The organism is Empedobacter sp. ULE_I140 (genome assembly GCF_053482575.1).
Window position 1 is genome coordinate 688362 of the sequence record NZ_JBQMTX010000001.1, and the last position, 21369, is coordinate 709730.

A 21369-nucleotide genomic window follows, 5' to 3' on the forward strand; every position below is an offset into this window, starting at 1 on the left:
TACAAACTACATACAACAAACAAAATGAATCAAGATTATATCATCCCGAATGCGTGGTCAATTATCGAAGAAGGGTTTGAAAAAGATCGTGTAAAATCGTCTGAAAGTTTATTTTCTATCGGAAATGGAGCAATGGGACAACGTGCCAATTTCGAAGAATTTTATTCAGGTGATACATTTCAAGGAAGCTATATTGCCGGCGTTTATTATCCTGACAAGACAAAAGTGGGATGGTGGAAAAACGGTTATCCAGAATATTTTGCAAAAGTATTAAATGCGCCAGTTTGGATTGGAATTGACATCGAAATTAACGGTGAAAAATTTGATTTAAACACTTGTAAAGAAGTTAAAAATTTCCGTCGCGAATTGAATATGAAAGAAGGTTTATTGGATCGTTCATTTATTGCGATTTTACCTTCAGGATTAGAAATTGAGGTTTTTGTTCGACGTTTTCTTTCTGCTGATTTAGATGAATTAGGAGCAATTAAATATGACATCAAACCAATCAATGATGATGCGAAAATTGTCTTCAAACCTTATGTTGATGCAGCTGTAAAGAACGAAGATGCGAACTGGGAAGAGATTTTTTGGGAACCAATTTTTTCTGAAATTAAAGGTGAACAAGGTTTTGTACAAGCGCGTACGTTCAAAACTCATTTTGAAGTCGTAACATTTATGCAGAATAAAATCTTGGTAAATGGAAGTTATCAACAAAATACACCAACAAGTGATGTTAAAACTGAAACAAAAGTAGAATTTACATATGAAGTTGAGGTAAAAGCGAATGATACCGCGACAATTGAGAAATTTGGAGGTTATGTAGTTTCGACAAATCATCCTAAAAATGAATTAATTAACGCTGCCGAAAATGTATTATCTCAAGCAAATGAACAAGGTTATGAACAATTGTTAATAAACCAAAAAGAAGCTTGGGCAAAGATTTGGGAAATGGCTGATATCACTATAGAAGGTGATACAAAAGCGCAACAAGGTATTCGTTTTAATATTTTTCAATTAAATCAAACGTATTCTGGAAAAGATGAGCGTTTGAATATCGGTCCAAAAGGCTTTACGGGAGAGAAATATGGAGGTTCTACATATTGGGATACAGAAGCATATTGTTTGCCATTTTACATGGTAACAAAAAATCAAGAAGTTGCGCGAAACTTATTAATGTATCGTTTTAATCAATTGGATAAAGCGATTGAAAATGGAGAAAAATTAGGCTTCAACAAAGGTGCAGCTTTGTATCCGATGGTTACGATGAATGGTGAAGAATGCCATAACGAATGGGAAATTACATTCGAGGAAATTCACCGTAATGGAGCTATTGCATTTGCGATTTACAACTATGTTCGTTTTACGGGAGATCAAACGTATATTCCAGAAGCTGGTTTAGAGGTTTTATTAGGAATTGCACGTTTTTGGAAACAGCGTGTGAATTGGTCAAACGACAAAAAACAATATGTGATGTTAGGAGTTACGGGACCTAACGAATATGAAAATAATGTCAACAACAATTTCCATTCAAATTATTGTGCACAATGGTGTATGAATTATTTGTTGGAACAAGTTGAAAACGTCAAAACAAATTATCCAGAGGATTTCGCTCGAATCGCTGCAAAGAGAAGTATTACTGATGCTGAATTAGCAGAAATGAAAGAAGTTGCAGAGAATATTTATTTTCCATTCAGTGAAGAATTAGGAATTTATTTACAGCAAGATGGTTTCTTGGATAAAGATTTAACACCTGTTTCTGAATTACCAAAAGAAGAACGTCCGATTAATCAAAAATGGTCTTGGGATAGAATTTTACGTTCAGCTTATATCAAACAAGCAGACGTTTTACAATCGTTCTATTATTTCGAAGATCAATTTTCGAAAGATCAATTAGAAAAACATTTTGATTTTTACGAACCATTAACGGTTCACGAATCATCATTATCGCCTTGTGTTCATTCCATCCAAGCAGCAACGTTAGGAAGAATGGAGCAAGCATATACATTTTATTTGAGAACTTCTCGTTTAGATTTAGATGATTATAACAAAGAAGTTCACGAAGGATTACACATCACATCTATGGCTGGAACTTGGATGTCGATTGTAGAAGGATTTGGTGGAATGCGTGTGAAAAACGATCAATTGTATTTTGAGCCGCGTTTACCAGAACAATGGGAAGGTTTTTCGTTCAAAGTCAATTTCCGTCATCAAATCCTAAAAGTTATTGTAAATAAAGGAGAAACAATTTTTGAACTGGAAGGAACAGAACCGTTAGAGGTTTATGTTTTCGACCAGAAAGTAGTTGTTCAGCCTTCGATTTAATAAAGGGAATCTAATACCTTGAAGGCTTCGGTTTTCAGGGTATTTTTATTTAGAATAGATGTTTTAAGTTCTAAGTTTATTCTGAAAACGTATTTTAAAAAAGTCATCCTGAATTCATTTCAGGATCGCATGAAGCAGAGAATGAGAAGCTGAAACAAGTTCAGCTGGACAGAGAATTTAAAAAGATTCTTTGATAAACTCAGAATGACAAGTTCATTAACGACAATAAAGTAAATGTCATTCCGCAGAATGGAGGAATCTAAAAAACAAAACACATGAAAAAAATACTATTATTATCATCTTTCCTATCAACATTTGCTTTTGCACAGATTCAAAAAGTAGAGCCAATGTTTTGGTGGAAAGGAATGAAAAATCCAGAAGTTCAAATTCTGGTTTATGGAAAAGATATTAGTAAATACAATATTGAATTATCGGATAATGTAAAAATTCAAAATTTACAGAAAACTGAAAATCCAAATTATGTTTTTGTAACGATTAATACGAATGAAGTAAACAAATCATCATTCAAAATTAACATCAAAAACAAAAATAAAATCGTTGATTCGTATACATACGAGTTAAAAGATCGTCAACCAAATTCAGTGAATCGTTCATCGTTTTCATCAAAAGATGTGGTGTATTTAATTATGCCGGATCGTTTCGCCAATGGAGATGAAAGCAATGATTCGAAAAAAGAATTGCGTGAGAAAGTTAATCGTCAATTGCCAGGTGGTCGTCACGGAGGAGATTTACGAGGAATTATCAACAACTTAGATTATATCCAAAATTTAGGAGCCACTGCAGTTTGGTTAACTCCAGTAAACGAAGACAATGAAAAAGAATATTCGTATCACGGGTATGCTCAAACCGATTTATATAAAATTGATGGTCGTTACGGGACAAACGAAGAATACCGTGAATTGTCTCAGAAATTGAATCAACGTGGAATGTATTTGATTCAAGATTATGTCACGAATCACTGGGGAATCTCACATTGGATGATTCAGGATTTACCTTCAAAAGATTGGATCCATACATTTCCAGAAGGAGAAAATGGATTCCGTCGTTCGAATTATAGAACAACAACCCAATTTGATCCTAATGCTTCAGAGATTGATAAAATAGGCGCATTAAATGGTTGGTTCGATACGACGATGCCAGACATCAATCAAGCAAATCCATTAGTATTAAAGTACATCACTCAAAATGCCATTTGGTGGATAGAATATGCCGAATTAGGAGGTTTACGTGTAGATACATATCCTTACAATAACAAAGAAGGAATGGCAACTTGGGTAAAAGCAATTACAGATGAATATCCCAATCTAAATGTAGTAGGAGAGGCGTGGATGCATTCGCCAGCTCATGTATCGTATTGGCAAAAAGATTCGAAAATCGGTGAAATGGCGGGGTACAATTCGAATTTACCAGCGGTGATGGATTTTTCGTTGTATGCAAATATGACGAAAGCTTTTCAGGAAGAAGAATCGTGGGATAAAGGTTTGGTGAAAATCTACGAATCATTCACGAATGATTTCTTATATCCAGACATCAATAATTTATTGGTCTTTTTTGAAAATCACGATACCGAACGTTGGAACGAAATCTACAAAGGAGATATTAAGCCGTATCAACTAGCAACGACTTTAATCGGAACGGTTCGTGGAATTCCACAAATTTATTACGGCACTGAAATCGGTATGGCTGGAGATAAAAATACTGGTGGAGATGCAGCAATTCGTCAAGATTTTCTTGGTGGTTGGAAGTCTGATACACAAAATGCATTTAATCCAAATTCACGAACAGCAACGCAAAAAGCGTTCTATGATTTTACAGCGAAAGTATTCAATTGGCGTAAAAATAAAGAGGTGATTCATTCCGGTAAAACCAAACATTATGCACCAATCAATGATGTCTATGTGTATTTCCGATACAATGACAACGAATCGGTAATGGTGATTTTAAATAATAAATTAGATAAGCAAACCCTCCAATTGGATCGTTTTGAAGAATCGATCAAAGGATATCATACTGGAAAAGATATTTTATCGAATCAAGATTTCACAATTCATCCAAACGGTGAAATCACAATTGATGGAAAATCTTCGATGATTATTGAATTGATGAAATAGAATTACTGTCACACTGAGCTTGTCGAAATGTTTTTTATAATTCTTAAAAAGCTCAGAATAACAAAATCGTATAACGTAAAACATATCACGTACAACGTAAAAAGCAAATGAAAAAATTAACAACAACTATATTTACTTTACTTGCCATAGGCGCATTAAATGCCCAAATCATTGAATCGCCATCAAAGGAAGTAAAAGTTAACTTCGAATTAACAGCTAATGGTCAACCATCGTATTCGGTAACTTATAAAGGAAAAGAAATTGTAAAACCTTCAACATTAGGTTTCATTTTAAAAGATGCAGAAGCTTTAGAAAACGGATTTACAGTTACAAATTATACGACTAAATCAGTAAATGATGCTTGGCAACCTGTTTTAGGAGAATACAAAGAAATTAAAGATATTCATAACGAAGGTACGTTTCAATTAACGCAAACTTCTACTAACCGAAATGTAAATGTTACGTTTCGAGTTTTTGATGAAGGTGTAGCTTTTCGCTATGAATTTCCGAAGCAACAAAACTTAAATTACTTTGTCGTAAAAGAAGAAAAAACACAATTTAATTTAACAGGAGATCATCAAACATTTTGGTTACCTGGTGATTTCGATACACAAGAATATACATACATCGAATCGAAGATTTCAGGAATCGATCACAGTAAAATTGATATGAATAATGGGATTGGAGTGAAATCAATTGGGAAACCAAATTCAGTTCAAACGCCATTACAAATGAAAACTTCGGATAATATTTACTTAAATATTTTCGAAGCTGCAGTGGTTAATTATCCAGTAATGCATTTAGAATTTGATAAAAACTCCTATCAATTCAAATCGCATTTAGCACCAAACGCAATTGGAGATTTAGCTTATTTACAAGCGCCTTTCAACACACCTTGGCGTACAATAATGGTATCAGATGATGCCCGAGATATCGTAGGGAAAGGTCCTCAAATGATTTTAAATTTAAATGAACCATCAAAAATTGAAGATACATCTTGGATTAAACCAATGAAATATGTCGGAATTTGGTGGGAAATGCACGTTGGGAAATCAACGTGGGATCGTCAAGGAACTCAAAACGCACAAAACCAAGTCGGACAGGAGGCAATTAAATTTCCTCACGGAGCGACTACAGAAAATACAAAACGTTACATCGACTTTGCAGCGAAACACGGATTCGACGGAGTTTTAGTGGAAGGTTGGAATGAAGGATGGGAAGATTGGTATGGGAACTGGAAAGAAGATGTTTTCGATTTCACAACACCTTATGCTGATTTCGATATCAAAGAAATTTCTGCTTATGCAAAATCAAAAGGTGTAAAAATGATTATGCACCACGAAACTTCTGGTTCAGTAGCCAACTACGAACGTCGTTTTGACCGTGCAATGGAGGTAATGAAACATTACGAATATCCTGCAGTAAAAACAGGTTATGTTGGTCGCATCATTCCAAGAGGAGAATATCACGATGGACAAACAATGGTCAATCATTTCAATTGGACGGTAGAGCGTTTCGCTGAAAATAAAATTTTAGTCAATACACACGAGAGTTCTCGTCCTTCGGGTTATCACCGTACGTATCCAAATTATATTGCTGCTGAGGCAGGGAGAGGAAACGAGTTTAATGCATGGAGTTATGGAAATCCTCCAGCGCACGAAACCATTCTACCCTTCACACGTCAGTTAGGTGGTCCTATGGATTATACGCCTGGTATTTTTGAAACAGAAATGAAAGTGTATAATGTTGGTCGTGATACAAAAGTGCATACCACTTTAGCGAAACAATTGGCTTTATATGTGACGTTATATTCTCCGTTACAAATGGCTGCCGATTTACCAGAAAACTACGAGAAGTATGCCGATGCTTTCCAATTCATCAAAGATGTGGCAGTGGATTGGGACGATACAAAATACTTAGAAGCTGAGCCTGGTGATTATTTAACAGTAGCGCGTAAAGCAAAAGGAAGGGAGAATTGGTTTGTAGGTGCGATTACAGATGAAAATCCTCGAAAAACTGAAATTAAATTAGATTTCTTAACGCCTGGAGTAACTTACGAAGCAACAATTTACCAAGATGCGAAAAATGCACATTGGGATAAAAATCCAAAAGCATACGACATCAAAAAAGTAAAAGTAAATTCAAAATCAAAACTGAAATTGAATTTAGCGGCGAGTGGAGGAACAGCAATTTCGATTTTTCCAATAAAGTAGAAAATGTTTTAAGTTCTACGTGATACGTTTTACGTAGAACTTCTTTCAATTCTCATTAATAAATTGTCACACTGAGCTTGTCGAAGTGTATTTTTAAGCTTCTTTGATAAGCTTAGAATGTTATTTAAAGTAATCTTGAATAGGTCACTGAGCGAAGTCGAAGTGCAGGATCAAATTAAAGATGATGAGAAGCTGAAATAAATTTAGCTTGACAATTTGAATACTTTTTTATCAAGAAAAGAATATTGGAGAATTAATTCTTCGGCAATCTCAAAAAGACAAAAAATTATAGATATAAAAAATAAACAAATTATAATGAAACACTTAAAATCAATTATAGCGTTAGGAATTTCAATGATGAGCGTCGTTTACGGTCAAGAATTGAAATCACCAAATGGAAATTTCAAATTAGATTTTTCTTTATCGAAAGATGGAAAACCAACGTATCAATTAAAATACAAAGGGAAAGATGTCATTAAACCTTCAACTTTAGGATTCGAATTTAAAGCGAACAATCAAATGAGTTTTGAATGGGAAAATCAAGTCGGAGATAAAAATGCATTTACAAATTTTGTATCTGGTTTTCAAATCGTAGATACAAAGACTTCAACTTTTGATGAAACGTGGACACCAGTTTGGGGAGAAGTAGCTAAAATCAGAAATAATTTTAATGAATTAGCAGTTACAGTTTCTCAACCGAAAACAGATCGTCAAATGGTGATTAGATTCCGATTATTTGATGATGGTTTAGGATTCCGTTACGAATTTCCTGAGCAAAAGAATTTAAAATATTTTGTGATAAAAGAAGAGCATTCTCAATTTGCTATGGCAGGAGATCACAAAACATGGTGGATTCCGGGTGACTATGATACGCAAGAATATGATTACACAGAATCAAAGTTATCAGAAATTAGAGGATTATTTGATCAAGCCTATACTGGAAATGCATCACAAAAATCATTTTCTAAAACAGGAGTTCAGACTTCATTAATGATGAAAGCTGAGAATGGATTATACATCAACATTCATGAAGCAGCTTTAATCAATTATCCAGCAATGAATCTAAATTTAAACGATAAAAATTTAGTATTTGAATCGTGGTTAACGCCTGATGCATTAGGTGATAAAGGATATTTACAAGCGCCTTTTAATACACCTTGGAGAACAGTTATTGCAAGTGATAATGCGGCAGATATTGCGTTTAAAGGGCCACAATTAGTATATAATTTAAATGAACCATCAAAGATTGAAGATACTTCATGGATCAAACCAGTGAAGTATGTAGGTATTTGGTGGGGAATGATTACAGGTCGTGGTTCTTGGGCTTATACAGACGATTTTTCTACAGTGCAATTAGGAATAACGGATTATAAAAACGCAAAACCAAATGGAAAACATGCGGCTAATAACGAAAATGTAAAAAATTACATTGACTTTGCTGCAAAACATGGTTTCGATGCGGTATTGGTAGAAGGTTGGAACGAAGGTTGGGAAGATTGGTTCGGAAATCACAAAGATTATGTGTTCGATTTTGTAACGCCTTATCCAGATTTTGATGTAAAAGCATTAAATGAATATGCAAAATCAAAAGGTGTAAAAATTATGATGCATCACGAAACTTCGGGATCAATTCGTAATTACGAAAGACATTTGGATAAAGCATATAAATTCATGAACGATAATGGTTATACATCTGTAAAAAGTGGATATGTTGGTGATATCGTTCCTCGTGGAGATTATCATTACAGCCAAAATACAATTAATCATTATCAATATGCAATCGAAAAAGCGGCTGATTATAAAATAATGGTCAACGCACACGAAGCGGTTCGTCCTACAGGAGTTGCGCGTACATGGCCAAATTTAATCGGAAACGAATCTGCACGTGGAACAGAATACCAAGCTTTCGGTGGTTCTAAACCAAATCACGTAACGGTTTTACCTTTCACACGTCTATTAGGTGGACCAATGGATTACACGCCTGGTATTTTCGAAATGGATGTGAAAAAATTAAATCCAAACAATCATTCTCACGTTAATTCTACGATTGCAAATCAGTTGGCTTTATACGTGACAATGTATTCTCCTTTACAAATGGCTGCTGATATTATCGAGCATTACAAACAATTTTCTGATGCATTTCAATTCATCAAAGATGTGCCTGTAGATTGGCAAGATTCTAATTATTTGGAAGCTGAACCAGGAAGATATTTAACAATTGCGCGTAAAGATAAAAATTCGAACAATTGGTTTGTTGGAAATGTAAATGGTGAAACGCCTCGTTCAACAAAAATTAAATTAGATTTCTTAGATAAAGGAAAAAAATACGAAGCGAAAATTTATGCAGATGCAAAAGATGCGCATTACAAAACAAATCCACAAGCCTATAAAATTGAAACAAAAAAGGTTGATTCAAAATCTGTTTTAGATTTAACATCTCAAGCTGGTGGAGGTTTTGCAATTAGTATCAAAGAAATTAAATAAGTAATGAGTGATGAGTATTGAGAAACTTGTTACTCAATACTCAAAACTTACTACTCAAAACTTTTTAGTATGAAAAAAATACTTTTCACGTTAGGAATAGCTTCATTGTTTTTAAGCTCTTGTTCAAAAACAACAACACAAGCTACGCAGACAAATCATTCAGAAAAACAACTATTTGTTTGGAATGGTGCAAATATTTATTTTTTATTGACCGATCGTTTCGAGAATGGAGATAAAAAGAATGATGTTAATTACGGGAGAACTGCTAAAACATCTAAATTAAGAGGTTTTGAAGGAGGAGATTTTCGTGGGGTAATCAATAAAATCGAAGATAATTATTTTTCAGATTTAGGAGTTAATGCGATTTGGATGACACCGATTGTGGAGCAAATTCATGGATATGTTGATGAAGGACAAGGAAAAACATATGGATTTCACGGTTATTGGACAAAAGATTGGACGTCGATTGATAAAAACTGGGGAACTGAAAAAGAGTTACAGGAATTAGTAGACAAAGCACATGCGAAAGGCATTCGTATTATGTTGGACGCGGTGATTAATCACACAGGTCCAGTTACAAATTCGGATGGTGTGTTTCCTGCTGATTGGGTTCGTGTTTCGCCACAATGTACTTATGAGTCTTACAAAACGACGATTGAATGTACGTTGGTAAAAAATCTTCCAGACATTTTAACGGAATCAGAAAATGATGTGATGTTGCCCCCGCAATTGTTAGCAAAATGGTCGCAAGAAGGTCGTTTAGACAAAGAAGTTGCTGAATTGAATGCTTTTTTCGCGAAATATAATCTTCCAAAAGCACCGAAATATTACATTATGAAATGGCTTTCAGATTATATTAGAAAGTATGGAATTGATGGTTATCGTGTCGATACGGTGAAACATACGGAAGAAAATGTTTGGAAGAAATTCGAAGAAATTTGTCAAGATGCTTTCGCAGAATATAAAACGAATAATCCTACAAAAGTATTGGATCAAAATAAGTTTTTCTTGTTAGGAGAAGTTTATGGATATTCGATTAATGATGGTCAGCAATATAATTTTCCTGATAAAACAGTTAATTATTTCGAGAATGGATTTGATGCATTAATCAATTTCGATTTGCGTTCAACTCAAAAAGAATCTAATCAAACTGTTTTTGATCGATACAATGATATTCTTCAAAATAAGATGAAAGGAAAGTCTGTGATGAGCTACATTACCTCGCACGATGACGGTTCGCCTTTTGATAAAAATCGTCAAAATACTTGGGATGCAGGAACTCGATTGTTATTGGCGCCAGGGATTTCGCAAATTTATTATGGAGACGAAACGGCTCGTCCGTTAGAGATTGAAGGTGTTGATGGAGATGCAAATCTTCGTTCGAATATGAACTGGGAAGATATTAAACCAAATTCAGAAACGGAATCATTATTGAATCATTACCAAAAATTAGGACAATTTAGACGAAATCATCCAGCGGTTGGAGCAGGAAATCAAACAGATTTGCAAAATTCTCCGTATATTTTTACAAGAAAATATAAGACAGACGAAGTGGTGATTGGATTGGAAATGCCAATTGGAAAAAAAACAATTAATGTAAGTTCTGTTTGGAAAGATGGTACCAAAGTTCGCGATGCTTATTCAGGTTTTTCTGGAAAAGTTGTGAACGGAAATTTAGAATTGAATACGACTTCCAATATTGTATTATTGGAAAAAGTGAATTAGTTTTTTGAGAAGTAATAGAAGAAAAATGATAAAAAAAATAGTTGGTTTAACCTTGATGACAACTTTGTTTTTAACAAGTTGTGAAAGCAAAAAAGAAACAATGTCAGAAGACGTTAAAACTGAAAGGAAAGAACAAAGCATTTTGCCTTTTACGGCTGATATGGCAGAAACTTCTGTGATTTATGAAGTGAATGTTCGTCAGTTTTCACCAGAAGGAACTTTTGCAGCGGTTACAAAAGAGATTTCGAATATCAAGAAATTAGGGGTTAAAATCCTTTGGATTATGCCCATTTACCCAATTGGAGAAGAAAATCGAAAAGAAGGTTTAGGTTCGTATTATTCGATCAAAGATTATAGAGGAATCAATCCAGAATTTGGAAATGCCGAAGATTTTAAGAAATTGGTTGATGAAGCGCACAAAAACGGAATCTATGTGATTTTGGATTGGGTTGCGAATCACACGGCTTGGGATCATCCTTGGGTAAAACAACATCCTGATTGGTACGAACAAGATAAGAACGGGAAAATGCATTCTCCTTACGATTGGTCGGATGTTGTGGCGTTAAATTTCGATAACAAAGAAATGCGCAAACAGATGATTGCCGATATGAAATATTGGTTAGATGATTTCAAAATTGATGGTTTCCGTTGTGATATGGCGCACGAAGTTCCGACAGATTTTTGGAATGAAGCAAAACCGCAATTGGCAAATGGTCGCGAAATTTTTATGTTAGCTGAAACGGAGAAACCAGAATTATTAGCAAATGATGCATTTGACGCCGCTTACGGATGGGAAATTCATCATATCATGAATGATATTGCAAAAGGTAAAAAGAATGTTTCTGCGATTGATGCGTACATGGATTCGATTCCGAAAAAATGGCAAGCAGATGATTACAAATTATTATTCACATCAAATCATGACGAAAATTCTTGGGCTGGAACTGAATACGAAAGAATGGGTGATGCGGTCGAAACATTTGCTGCATTAACGTATACTTTACCTGGAATTCCATTGATTTATAATGGACAAGAAGAAGATTTTAATCGTCGTTTAAAATTCTTTGTCAAAGATTCTATTGATCGTAATCCAACAGCAAAAATGCGTGGCGTTTATGAAAAGTTAGGAGAACTTAAAATCACAAATGAAGCATTTAATGGAGCGAAAAAAGCGGCTTCTTACGAACGTTTGAAAACATCTGATGATAAATCTATCTTAGCGTTCCAACGTCATAAAAATACGACAGAAGCTTATTTTATTGCGAATTTTACGAAAGCAAATAAAGAAATTATAGTTCCAATTAATGGTGTGTACAAAAACTTTATGAACAACGAAGATGTTACATTTGATGCAACAACAAAACTGAAATTAAAACCTTGGGAATACCTGATTTTAGTTCAGAAGAAAAAATAAATTCTTAAAAGCTGGTTAAATTTTTAATCAGCTTTTTTTATGGTATAATGCTTGTTGATAAACGTTTAAAATCCAAATCATGAGAAAAATAATTTTATCAACAGCCGCCATTTTAAGCTTAGTTTTCTCTTCGTGTGAATCGAAGAAAACAGAAAACTCAGAAGTTATCACAAGTAAATCTGAAGTTGCAGAACAGCCAATTGTTTCGGAAAGTGATATTGCGAATCATCCAGAGTCATCGACTTCACAAAATACTTATGAGGTTTTACAAGATAATGGTCAACAAAAAACGGTAAATATTGATCCAAATGAAACGGTGATTTCAGCAAATAGTTTACCTATTAATGCACAAAATTTTGTTTCGAAAAACTTTGGTAATATGGAGTTTGTGAATGCGATAAAAGAAGTTGAACGCAATATCACAACATATAATATTCAGTTGAAAGACGGAACAAAAATAGAATTTACAGATAATGGTGATTGGAAGGAGGTGAAAAATGGTTTAGGAAAAGCGATTCCGATTAAATTTTTCCCAGATAATATTCAAAAATATCTTCAATCAAAATATCCTAAAATCGATGCGAAATCAATTGAAATGGATACAAAAGACAAAGAAATAAAAGTAGAATTGTTACAAAATAATGTCGATTTGAAATTTGATTTGAATGGTAATTTTATCAAAATTGATTAATCAAATACATCAAAAACCTTGTCAATAGATGAGGTTTTTTTTAATTTCTAATTTTTAAAATTTTACAATAACCTTCACATCAACTTTTCGCAATTTTCAATATATTTATAGTAGAAAAAATCGCCCAAAATGGATAAAAAATATTTGAGATCGTTAATTTTTAGACATCTCGATGGTTTGGTAACGGCTCCGGTATTAAGTGCTTTGGCTAAAAAAGGAGCTTTGCATTATATCGTCGAGCGTAAAACTATACAGTTAGAAGAATTGACAAACGAATTTCAGGCAAACGAAGGTTATCTAAATGTTGCTTTGCGTGTGTTGGCTTCGCAGAATATGTTAGAATATTCAGTGAATAATGCAGAAAATAGCGTCGAGATTCAAACCAATAAATATTCAGATCGCGCATTTACTAATGTTGATATTTACCATGATTTAGCTGTTTTTTTGGCAGAAAATGAAGTAATTAATCAACATGATTTTTCGGATGAATTTTGTAAAAAATGGATTAAATTATTTGATAAATATAAAACTTATTTGATGACTGCTGACGACGAAGAGTTTCTTGAAAAACCTTTGCATTATCAAATTACCAAACATATCGAAGGCGTTTTAGTTGGACCAATTATTGTGCGAATGGGAATGAGTGGTTTGTTTCATAAATACTTTATGGAAGCTTCTTTCAATCCAGATGAATTTCACAAAAACCCACAAACTTTCGAGAAAATATTGGAACGATTAACCGAATTAGGTTGGTTTACAAAACACGAAAAAAACTATAAATTCACAGAAATAGGATTATTTTTTGCGCGCCGTGCAACATCTTATGGTGTTACAGTTTCTTATTTACCAATGTTCGCGAAGTTGAATGATTTGCTTTTTGGTTCGCCAACAAAATTGCGTGAAATTACCGAAGGCGAAGATGAACAACACGTGAATCGCGAAATGAATGTTTGGGGTAGTGGAGGAGCGCATTCCACTTATTTCAAAGTGATTGATGAGTTTATTGTAGATATTTTTAATCGTCCAATAGAAGAGCAACCGAAAGGAATTTTGGATATGGGATGCGGGAATGGAGCGCTTTTACAACATTTGTATGATGTGATAGAACGTCAAACCTTACGGGGAAAACATCTCGACGAATATCCACTTTTTTTGGTTGGTGCAGATTATAATCAAGCAGCGCTGAAAGTAACGCGTGCCAATTTAATTAAAAATGATATTTGGGCAAAAGTGATTTGGGGTGATATTGGTGATCCAGATCGTTTGGCAACAGATTTGAAAAATGATTATTCAATAGAGTTGAGTGATTTATTAAACATTAGAACATTTTTAGATCATAATCGAATTTGGGAAGATGTAGAAGATATCAAAACAAATCGAATTAGTGCTTCTACAGGAGCTTTTGCGTTTAGAGGAAAACGATTGTCAAATAATGATGTGGAACAAAATTTATTGAATCATCTCAAAAAATGGGCGCCTTATGTAGATAAATTTGGTTTGTTATTGATCGAATTACATACGATTGCTCCAGATTTAACGGCGGAGAATTTAGGAAATACACCTGCAACAGCGTATGATGCAACGCATGGATTTTCGGATCAATATATTGTAGAAGTCGATGTTTTTCATCGAATTTGTCAAGAAACTGGTTTAGTTCCAGATAAAACATTGTTCAAAAAATATCCAAACAGTGAATTGGCAACTGTTAGTATCAATCTTTTGAAACGATAATATTTAAAAGATATATTAAATCAAAAAAAGCTCAGCAATTGCTGAGCTTTCTTGGTTAGTCTTGTGTCAATAATTAGTTTAGGGTTATTTTTGCTTGACTAATCTTAAATCCATTTTCGTAAACATTGAACGTGTAAACTCCTTTTTGGAATTCCTCGTTTTCCCAATCAAACGTAATATTTTTTGTTTGTCCGTTTGTGTAATTAAAGTTGATTGCATCAGAGAAATTAACTGTATCTCCAGATCTCAATTCAATTTGTCCGCCTTGCGCATTTCCATATCTTCCTAATGTTCCGTCAGGATTATAGATAGCAACATATAATTTTTTGTCTCCAGATTCTGTTCTCGAATTACGATCTACATCAAAAGAAACACGAATTTTATCAATACGTTTTGCACGTGTTTTTTCAACTTCTTTTCCGCTATTTCTTACACGAATTCCTTTGATTTGTTGATTAGAAACAGATAAAGTTGAACTTAATTCATTGATCTTTCCTTTCGAAATTGCATTGTCTTTTTGACGAACACTTTTTTCTGTTTCGTAGTTATATGTTAACTCTTTATTGTTTTCTCTTAAATTGTTGTTGTCTGTTGTTAAAGCAGAATTTTTATTATTTAATTCGTCAACGCTACGTACAAGAATTGCATTTTCTTTTTGTAAACGAGCAACTTCAGATTTGTAATTTTTTACACTTCCTTCTAAATCGTTAATCATTTTACGAGCACGATTCATTTCCTCTGCAGTTGGATTGTCTTTATCTAAAATTTCTTGAATATCTTGATTCTTTAACTGAATCATATTTTCTTTATCGCTCAATAAATTGTTACGATCTTCGATGCGTGCTTTATATTGTGTATAGTCGTTTAAAATCGAATCATATTGTTTACGAATTTGATCCTTTTGACCTGTTTCGTTTTTAAGGATTTGAGAATTTAAAGATTCATTTTTTTCAAGATTTCCGATCTGATTTGCTTGATAAATATTATATCCTACACTTCCTGCTAATAAGATTCCGACTAATGCCAAAGGAACTACTAAACCATTTTTTCCTTTGTTTGTTGGTTGATTGTTTTCTTCTAATCCTTGCATATGAACTATTATTTAAGGTTAATTGTTTTTTTATTGTTTTTAGTGTTAAGAAATTATGATGCCAAAAACTTAGTATGATGTTAAAATGAGGATTTTTTAACAAATTTTTTCACATTTTAGACCGAAAATGAATAATTATGCAGATTCTTATTCTAAATAAATCATAAAAAAAGCTTCAGATTATTCTGAAGCTTTTTTTTAATTAATATGAATTGTATTTACTTTTTATCAAAAGTTCCTGTGTAAACAGAAGTTAATTTATCTAAAGAAATGTACTTTTTGAAAACCTCGTTTACTTGGTTTACATTAAGAGCATCTACTTTTTTCTCTAAATTATCAAATTCATCAAACGTAATTCCATTCAATAAATAACCATTCGATAAGCCTAACAAAGTTCCGTCAGTTCCCAAAGAAGTTGTACGACCGTTTTTCCAACTTACAATATTTGTTTTCAATTCGTCCGCTGTGAAACCATCTTTCAATGCTTTTGCAACTTCTTCTTTCAATGCTTTTTCAACTGCTTCACGTTTTGTAGGGTTTAAAAATGCATAATATCCCCAAGAAGCTACATCGTTTTTAGGATCGTTTGGAATCGAAACATATGAACCTGCACCATAGCTGATTCCTTCTTTTTCTCTTAATCGCATTGGAATACGAGCAGATAAAAATCCTCCACTTCCAATCATTTCATTTGCCATAACCATTGCGGCGTAATCAGCACTTTCACGATTCATTTTGAAGTTAATTGATCCAACTGCAGCAGCATTTTCTTTGTCTGGAATGTTATAAAGTTTATCCTCTTTTTTCGTTGCTGTAAAAGTTGGATACGCTTTTTCGTACTTCGATTTGCTATTCCATTTACCAAAAGTATCGTTTAATAATTTTTCAACTTTCGCTTTGTCATTTGTTCCAATAATAGAAACAACACCATTTTGTGCACCTAAAATATTTTTATAAAAATCAACTAAATCAGCTTGTTTGATTTTCTTTAAATCATCTTTTGTTTCAGCAAAAGAAGCTGTATAAAAAATAGAAGATTTAGGATAATTAGATGTTAAACGACTAATTTCGTTGAAGGCTAATGCTTGCGGATCGTTTGTATTTGCATCTAAATATGTTGTGTATTCATTTACAGATTTTGCTAATTCAGCTTCAGGAAAAGTTGGTTCTGTAATGATTTGACGCACGATATCCATTGTTTTGTCTAATGAATTTTTGTACGTATTAATTGTTACAGATAAATTTTGTCCTCCAAATCTAAATCCAACCGAAGATTTTAAAGCATCTAATTGATCTTTGATTTGTTCTTTTGTTAAATTCTTCGTTCCAGACATTAACAATTCAGCCGTTAATTGACCGATCATTCCTTTGTTTGCCAAATCTTTTTCATTCGAAACAGGTAAATTAAATGAAAGAATTACTTTTTCACCTTTAATTTCTTTGTCGATGATTCCATATTTTAGACCATTGTTCAATTTTCCTTCTGCATAATGAGCTTTTAAGTTTTTGATTGAAGCTTCAAATGGTTTTGCTTCTTTCTCAACTGCACGACCTTTGTAATTCGAAACTAATTCTGTAATCTGTTTATTCGTTAATTCAGCTGGTTTTACACGAATTTCATCTTTTGTCGGAATAAAAGTTCCAACTGTTCTATTATTCGCTTTAAAATATTTTTCAGCTACACGTTTTACATCTTCTTTGGTTACTTTTTCGATATTATCGCGGTATAAGAAACCTAAACGATAATCACCCGCACCAACAATTTCTGTTAAACCAATGGCATAATTAATCGTATTATTTTTTTGATTTTCGATGTTTTTCACAATACTTGCTTTCGCACGTTGTACATCTTGATCAGTATAATTAATTGTAGCAACTTTGTCTAATTCTGCACGAATATCATTTTTCGTTTGTTCGATGTTTTTCTCTTTTGGAATTTCAGTTCCGATATAGAAGAAACTTGCATCACGAACTTCTGGACTATACGCCCAAATTGAAGCAATTTTGTGTGTGTCAACTAAAGATTTGTACAAATATCCCGAAGGATCTGAAGTTAAAATATTATTTAAAACATCAATTGCTGCATAATCTTTATCGCTATATGCTGCAACGTGATACATAACACCAACCGATTGGGAATCTCCTGCACGTTTTACTTCAACAAATTTTTCACCATCTTGCGCTGGTTCAACTGTTAAAACTTCGTCTAAAACACGAGTTGGTTTTGGAATTGAAGCAAAATACTGATTCACATATTCCATCGTTTTTTTCTCGTCAAATTTTCCAGCAATAATTAAGGTTGCATTATCTGGTTGATAATATTTTTCGTAGAATTTGCGCAACTGTGGTGTTTTTACACGCTCAATATCTTCTTTAGATCCAATTGTAGATTTTCCGTAATTGTGCCATAAATAGCCAGCAGAAATAACGCGTTCCATTAAAACACTTGACGGATCATTTTCACCAATTTCAAATTCATTACGTACAACCGAAAATTCTTTGTCCAAATCTTCTTGTTTAATGGTTGCATTAATCATACGATCAGCTTCCATTTCCAAACTCCAACGTAAATTTTCGTCGCTTGATGGGAAAACTTCGTAATAATTTGTACGATCATAATATGTCGTTCCATTTGCACGTCCACCTTTGTCAGATAACATTTTCTTGATATCACCTAAGTTTTTTGTTGATTTAAACAACATATGTTCTAACAAATGCGCCATTCCTTTTTCACCGTAACCTTCGTGTTTAGAACCAACATTGTAAACAATATTTACTACAACATTACTTTGCGATTGATCAGAGACTAATAAAACTTGTAATCCATTTGGTAGTTTGTATTCCTTAATTCCTTCTACTTGCGTCACAAAAGTTGCGTTTCCAGATTTCGTTTGAGCCATTAAGTATGGTGAATTTGCAAAGGCAAAAACCAGACATATACTCAGTAAAGTTTTTTTCATGTATTTATTTTTATAGTTATTAATTGGATGATACAATTCTATAATCTATTCGTTAGACGCAAATTGTATGGTGTAAGTTACAAATCTTTTGTTAAATTTGTGATGCAACAAACAAAAGAAATGGAAACAAAAGAGGTAAATAAAATTACTTTCGAAGAGTTTAAAAGTCAAATCATTAATGATTACAAGACGGCTTTTATGTCTCGTGAAGCAAGTCTTTTAGGAAGAAGAGAAGTACTTACTGGGAAAGCAAAATTTGGGATTTTTGGTGATGGAAAAGAATTACCACAAATTGCAATGGCAAAAGTATTCAAAAATGGAGATTTCCGTTCTGGATACTATCGCGATCAAACATTTATGTTCGCAATTGGTCAATTAACTGTTGAACAATTTTTTGCACAATTATACGCTTTAACAGATTTAGAGAAAGAACCTTCATCAGGAGGTCGTCAAATGACATCTCATTTCGGAACACGTTCTTTAAATGAAGATGGTTCTTGGAAAAAATTAACAGAACAAAAAAATTCGAGTGCTGATATTTCGCCAACAGCTGGTCAAATGCCACGTTTGTTAGGCTTAGCACAAGCTTCAAAATATTTTAGAAATGTTCCTCAATCAGACGAAGATCAACAATTTTCTGTAAACGGAAATGAAATTGCTTTCGGAACAATTGGTGACGCAAGTACTTCTGAAGGTCATTTTTGGGAAACGATAAATGCAGGTGGAGTTTTGCAAGTGCCAATGGTTGTTTCTATTTGGGACGATGGTTACGGAATTTCTGTACCAGCTAAATTTCAACGCACAAAATCGAATCTTTCTGAATTATTATCAGGTTTCGGAAGAACGGAAGAGGAAAGAGGTTACGAAATTATTACTGTAAAAGCGTGGGATTATCCTGCTTTGATTGAAGCGTATACACGTGCAGAAAGATTTGCGCGTGAGCATCACATTCCGTGTATTGTACACGTGCAAGAATGTACGCAACCGCAAGGTCACTCGACTTCTGGTTCGCACGAGCGTTATAAATCAGAGGAGCGTTTGACATGGGAAAAAGAATTTGATGGAATCTCAAAATTCCGTGAATATATTTTAGCATTTGCAGATCATTCGGAAGCAATTATTTCTGCGGAAGAGTTGGATCAATTAGAAGCTGATGTTAAAGCTGAAGTTAAAGCTTCTCAAAAACAATGTTGGGACGATTATTTGAATCCAATTTTGGATTTGAAAAATGAAGCGTTAGAATTATTGACTAAAGTTGCTTCAGAAAGTGCAAACGGAGCTTTTATCAATATTGAAATTAGTAATCTAAAATCAAAGAAAAGCCCTTTCAAACGTGATGTTTATGGAGCTGTTCGTAAAGTTATTCGTTTAACTCGTTCAGAAAATTTAACTTCTAAAACTGAATTAATTTCTTGGTTAGATGTTAAAATGAAACGCGAAGAAGAAATTTATTCGACTAAATTAGTTTCTGGTACTGCAACTCAAGTTCCACAAGTAAAACCTGAGTTTGGAGAAAATCCAGCGTTAGAAGATGGTCGTGTAATTGTTCGTGATAACTTCGATAAAATTTTCGAAAAATATCCAAAGGCATTAGTTTTTGGTGAAGATGCGGGAAACATTGGTGATGTAAACCAAGGTTTAGAAGGTCTTCAAGCAAAATATGGAATCGATCGTATTTCGGATACAGGTATTCGCGAAGCAACAATTCTTGGTCAAGGAATTGGTTTGGCGATGCGTGGTTTACGTCCAATTGCGGAGATTCAATATTTAGATTATATCCTTTATTGTTTACAAGGAATTTCTGATGATTTGGCAACTGTGCTTTATCGTTCGAATGGAGGTCAAAAAGCGCCTGTGATTATCAGAACTCGTGGTCACCGTTTAGAAGGTGTTTGGCATTCAGGTTCGCCAATGGGAGGAATCTTGAATTTGGTTCGTGGTGTGAATGTTTTAGTTCCACGTGATTTAACAAAAGCAGCAGGTTTTTACAATACATTGATGCAAGCAGATGAGCCTGCAATTGTTGTAGAAAGTTTGAACGGTTATCGTTTGAAAGAGCCTGCACCAACTAATATCGGTGAATTTACAACGCCAATTGGTGAAGTAGAAATTACAAAAGAAGGAAAAGATGTAACGTTGTTAACATACGGTTCTACGTGGAGAATTGTGATGGATGCAGCGAAAGAATTGGAGCAATTAGGTATTTCTGTTGAAGTAATTGATGCGCAATCTTTATTACCTTTCGATATCAATGGAGATGTTGCAAAAAGTTTGAACAAAACGAATCGCTTAGTTATTGTTGACGAAGATGTTCCAGGTGGAGCAAGTGCATTCTTGTTACAAGAAATTATCGAGAAACAAGGTGGATATTTTACATTAGATAGCGCACCATTGACGATTACAGCGAAAGCTCACCGTCCTGCGTATGCGACTGATGGAGATTATTTCTCAAAACCTTCTGTTGATGATATTACAGAACAAGTTTATGAATTGATGCGCGAAGCGAAACCAAATGAGTTTCCTGCTTTGTACTAAAAAATAAATTTTAGAGTTATAATAAGCGTATGTCTTTTTCAAAAAAGGCATGCGCTTTTTTTGTATTTTTAA

The 21369-nt window shown here is 33.7% G+C and carries 11 protein-coding genes; 9 read left to right on the forward strand and 2 right to left on the reverse strand.

All coding sequences use genetic code 11. The features are described from left to right. Positions 1–24 precede the first annotated feature (24 nt). The 8 genes from ACTS9J_RS03285 to ACTS9J_RS03320 all read left to right on the forward strand — a co-directional run bounded on the left by ACTS9J_RS03285 (position 25) and on the right by ACTS9J_RS03320 (position 14712). Positions 25–2322, forward strand: coding sequence for a glycoside hydrolase family 65 protein (locus ACTS9J_RS03285; RefSeq protein ID WP_114998830.1), 2298 nt, complete (start codon positions 25–27; stop codon positions 2320–2322). Between the two features lie 275 nt (positions 2323–2597). Then, positions 2598–4454, forward strand: coding sequence for a glycoside hydrolase family 13 protein (locus tag ACTS9J_RS03290; protein WP_448352840.1), 1857 nt, complete (start codon positions 2598–2600; stop codon positions 4452–4454). Positions 4455–4561: 107 nt separating this feature from the next. After that, positions 4562–6667, forward strand: a complete 2106-nt coding sequence (locus tag ACTS9J_RS03295; RefSeq protein WP_219033777.1) for a glycoside hydrolase family 97 protein — start codon at positions 4562–4564, stop codon at positions 6665–6667. Between the two features lie 315 nt (positions 6668–6982). Further along, the gene (locus tag ACTS9J_RS03300; RefSeq protein WP_448352841.1) at positions 6983–9151 is read left to right on the forward strand and encodes a glycoside hydrolase family 97 protein; all 2169 of its coding nucleotides are present in this window, start codon (positions 6983–6985) and stop codon (positions 9149–9151) included. A gap of 69 nt (positions 9152–9220) precedes the next feature. Next, positions 9221–10876 (forward strand): alpha-amylase family glycosyl hydrolase, encoded by a 1656-nt coding sequence (locus ACTS9J_RS03305; protein WP_448352842.1) that lies wholly within the window; start codon positions 9221–9223, stop codon positions 10874–10876. 25 nt (positions 10877–10901) lie between these two features. Further along, positions 10902–12290 (forward strand): alpha-amylase family glycosyl hydrolase, encoded by a 1389-nt coding sequence (locus ACTS9J_RS03310; protein WP_448352843.1) that lies wholly within the window; start codon positions 10902–10904, stop codon positions 12288–12290. Between the two features lie 79 nt (positions 12291–12369). Next, positions 12370–12981 (forward strand): PepSY-like domain-containing protein, encoded by a 612-nt coding sequence (locus tag ACTS9J_RS03315; protein WP_286495093.1) that lies wholly within the window; start codon positions 12370–12372, stop codon positions 12979–12981. Positions 12982–13110: 129 nt separating this feature from the next. Continuing rightward, a complete protein-coding gene (locus ACTS9J_RS03320; RefSeq protein ID WP_221853989.1) occupies positions 13111–14712 on the forward strand; it encodes a class I SAM-dependent methyltransferase in 1602 nt (533 codons plus the stop codon). 73 nt (positions 14713–14785) lie between these two features. On the opposite strand, the gene ACTS9J_RS03325 is transcribed toward ACTS9J_RS03320, so the two are convergent. Together ACTS9J_RS03325 and ACTS9J_RS03330 are read right to left on the reverse strand one after the other, a co-directional pair. Further along, positions 14786–15802: a hypothetical protein gene (locus ACTS9J_RS03325; RefSeq protein WP_038331054.1), complete on the reverse strand. Its 1017-nt coding sequence runs from the start codon at positions 15800–15802 to the stop codon at positions 14786–14788. 218 nt (positions 15803–16020) lie between these two features. Continuing rightward, positions 16021–18702 (reverse strand): M16 family metallopeptidase, encoded by a 2682-nt coding sequence (locus ACTS9J_RS03330; protein WP_448352844.1) that lies wholly within the window; start codon positions 18700–18702, stop codon positions 16021–16023. A 180-nt stretch (positions 18703–18882) separates the two neighbouring features. On the opposite strand from ACTS9J_RS03330, the gene ACTS9J_RS03335 reads away from it, so the two are divergent. Then, complete coding sequence (locus ACTS9J_RS03335; RefSeq protein WP_448352845.1) at positions 18883–21297, forward strand: alpha-ketoacid dehydrogenase subunit alpha/beta; 2415 nt, start codon at positions 18883–18885, stop codon at positions 21295–21297. The last annotated feature ends 72 nt before the right edge of the window (positions 21298–21369 follow it).

Bases quoted from the DNA above. Each gene is read 5' to 3' on its own strand.
- ACTS9J_RS03285 (WP_114998830.1), top strand. From the start codon at position 25: ATGAATCAAGATTATATCATCCCGAATGCGTGGTCAATTATCGAAGAA.
- ACTS9J_RS03290 (WP_448352840.1), top strand. From the start codon at position 2,598: ATGAAAAAAATACTATTATTATCATCTTTCCTATCAACATTTGCTTTT.
- ACTS9J_RS03295 (WP_219033777.1), top strand. From the start codon at position 4,562: ATGAAAAAATTAACAACAACTATATTTACTTTACTTGCCATAGGCGCA.
- ACTS9J_RS03300 (WP_448352841.1), top strand. From the start codon at position 6,983: ATGAAACACTTAAAATCAATTATAGCGTTAGGAATTTCAATGATGAGC.
- ACTS9J_RS03305 (WP_448352842.1), top strand. From the start codon at position 9,221: ATGAAAAAAATACTTTTCACGTTAGGAATAGCTTCATTGTTTTTAAGC.
- ACTS9J_RS03310 (WP_448352843.1), top strand. From the start codon at position 10,902: ATGATAAAAAAAATAGTTGGTTTAACCTTGATGACAACTTTGTTTTTA.
- ACTS9J_RS03315 (WP_286495093.1), top strand. From the start codon at position 12,370: ATGAGAAAAATAATTTTATCAACAGCCGCCATTTTAAGCTTAGTTTTC.
- ACTS9J_RS03320 (WP_221853989.1), top strand. From the start codon at position 13,111: ATGGATAAAAAATATTTGAGATCGTTAATTTTTAGACATCTCGATGGT.
- ACTS9J_RS03325 (WP_038331054.1), bottom strand. From the start codon at position 15,802: ATGCAAGGATTAGAAGAAAACAATCAACCAACAAACAAAGGAAAAAAT.
- ACTS9J_RS03330 (WP_448352844.1), bottom strand. From the start codon at position 18,702: ATGGCTCAAACGAAATCTGGAAACGCAACTTTTGTGACGCAAGTAGAA.
- ACTS9J_RS03335 (WP_448352845.1), top strand. From the start codon at position 18,883: ATGGAAACAAAAGAGGTAAATAAAATTACTTTCGAAGAGTTTAAAAGT.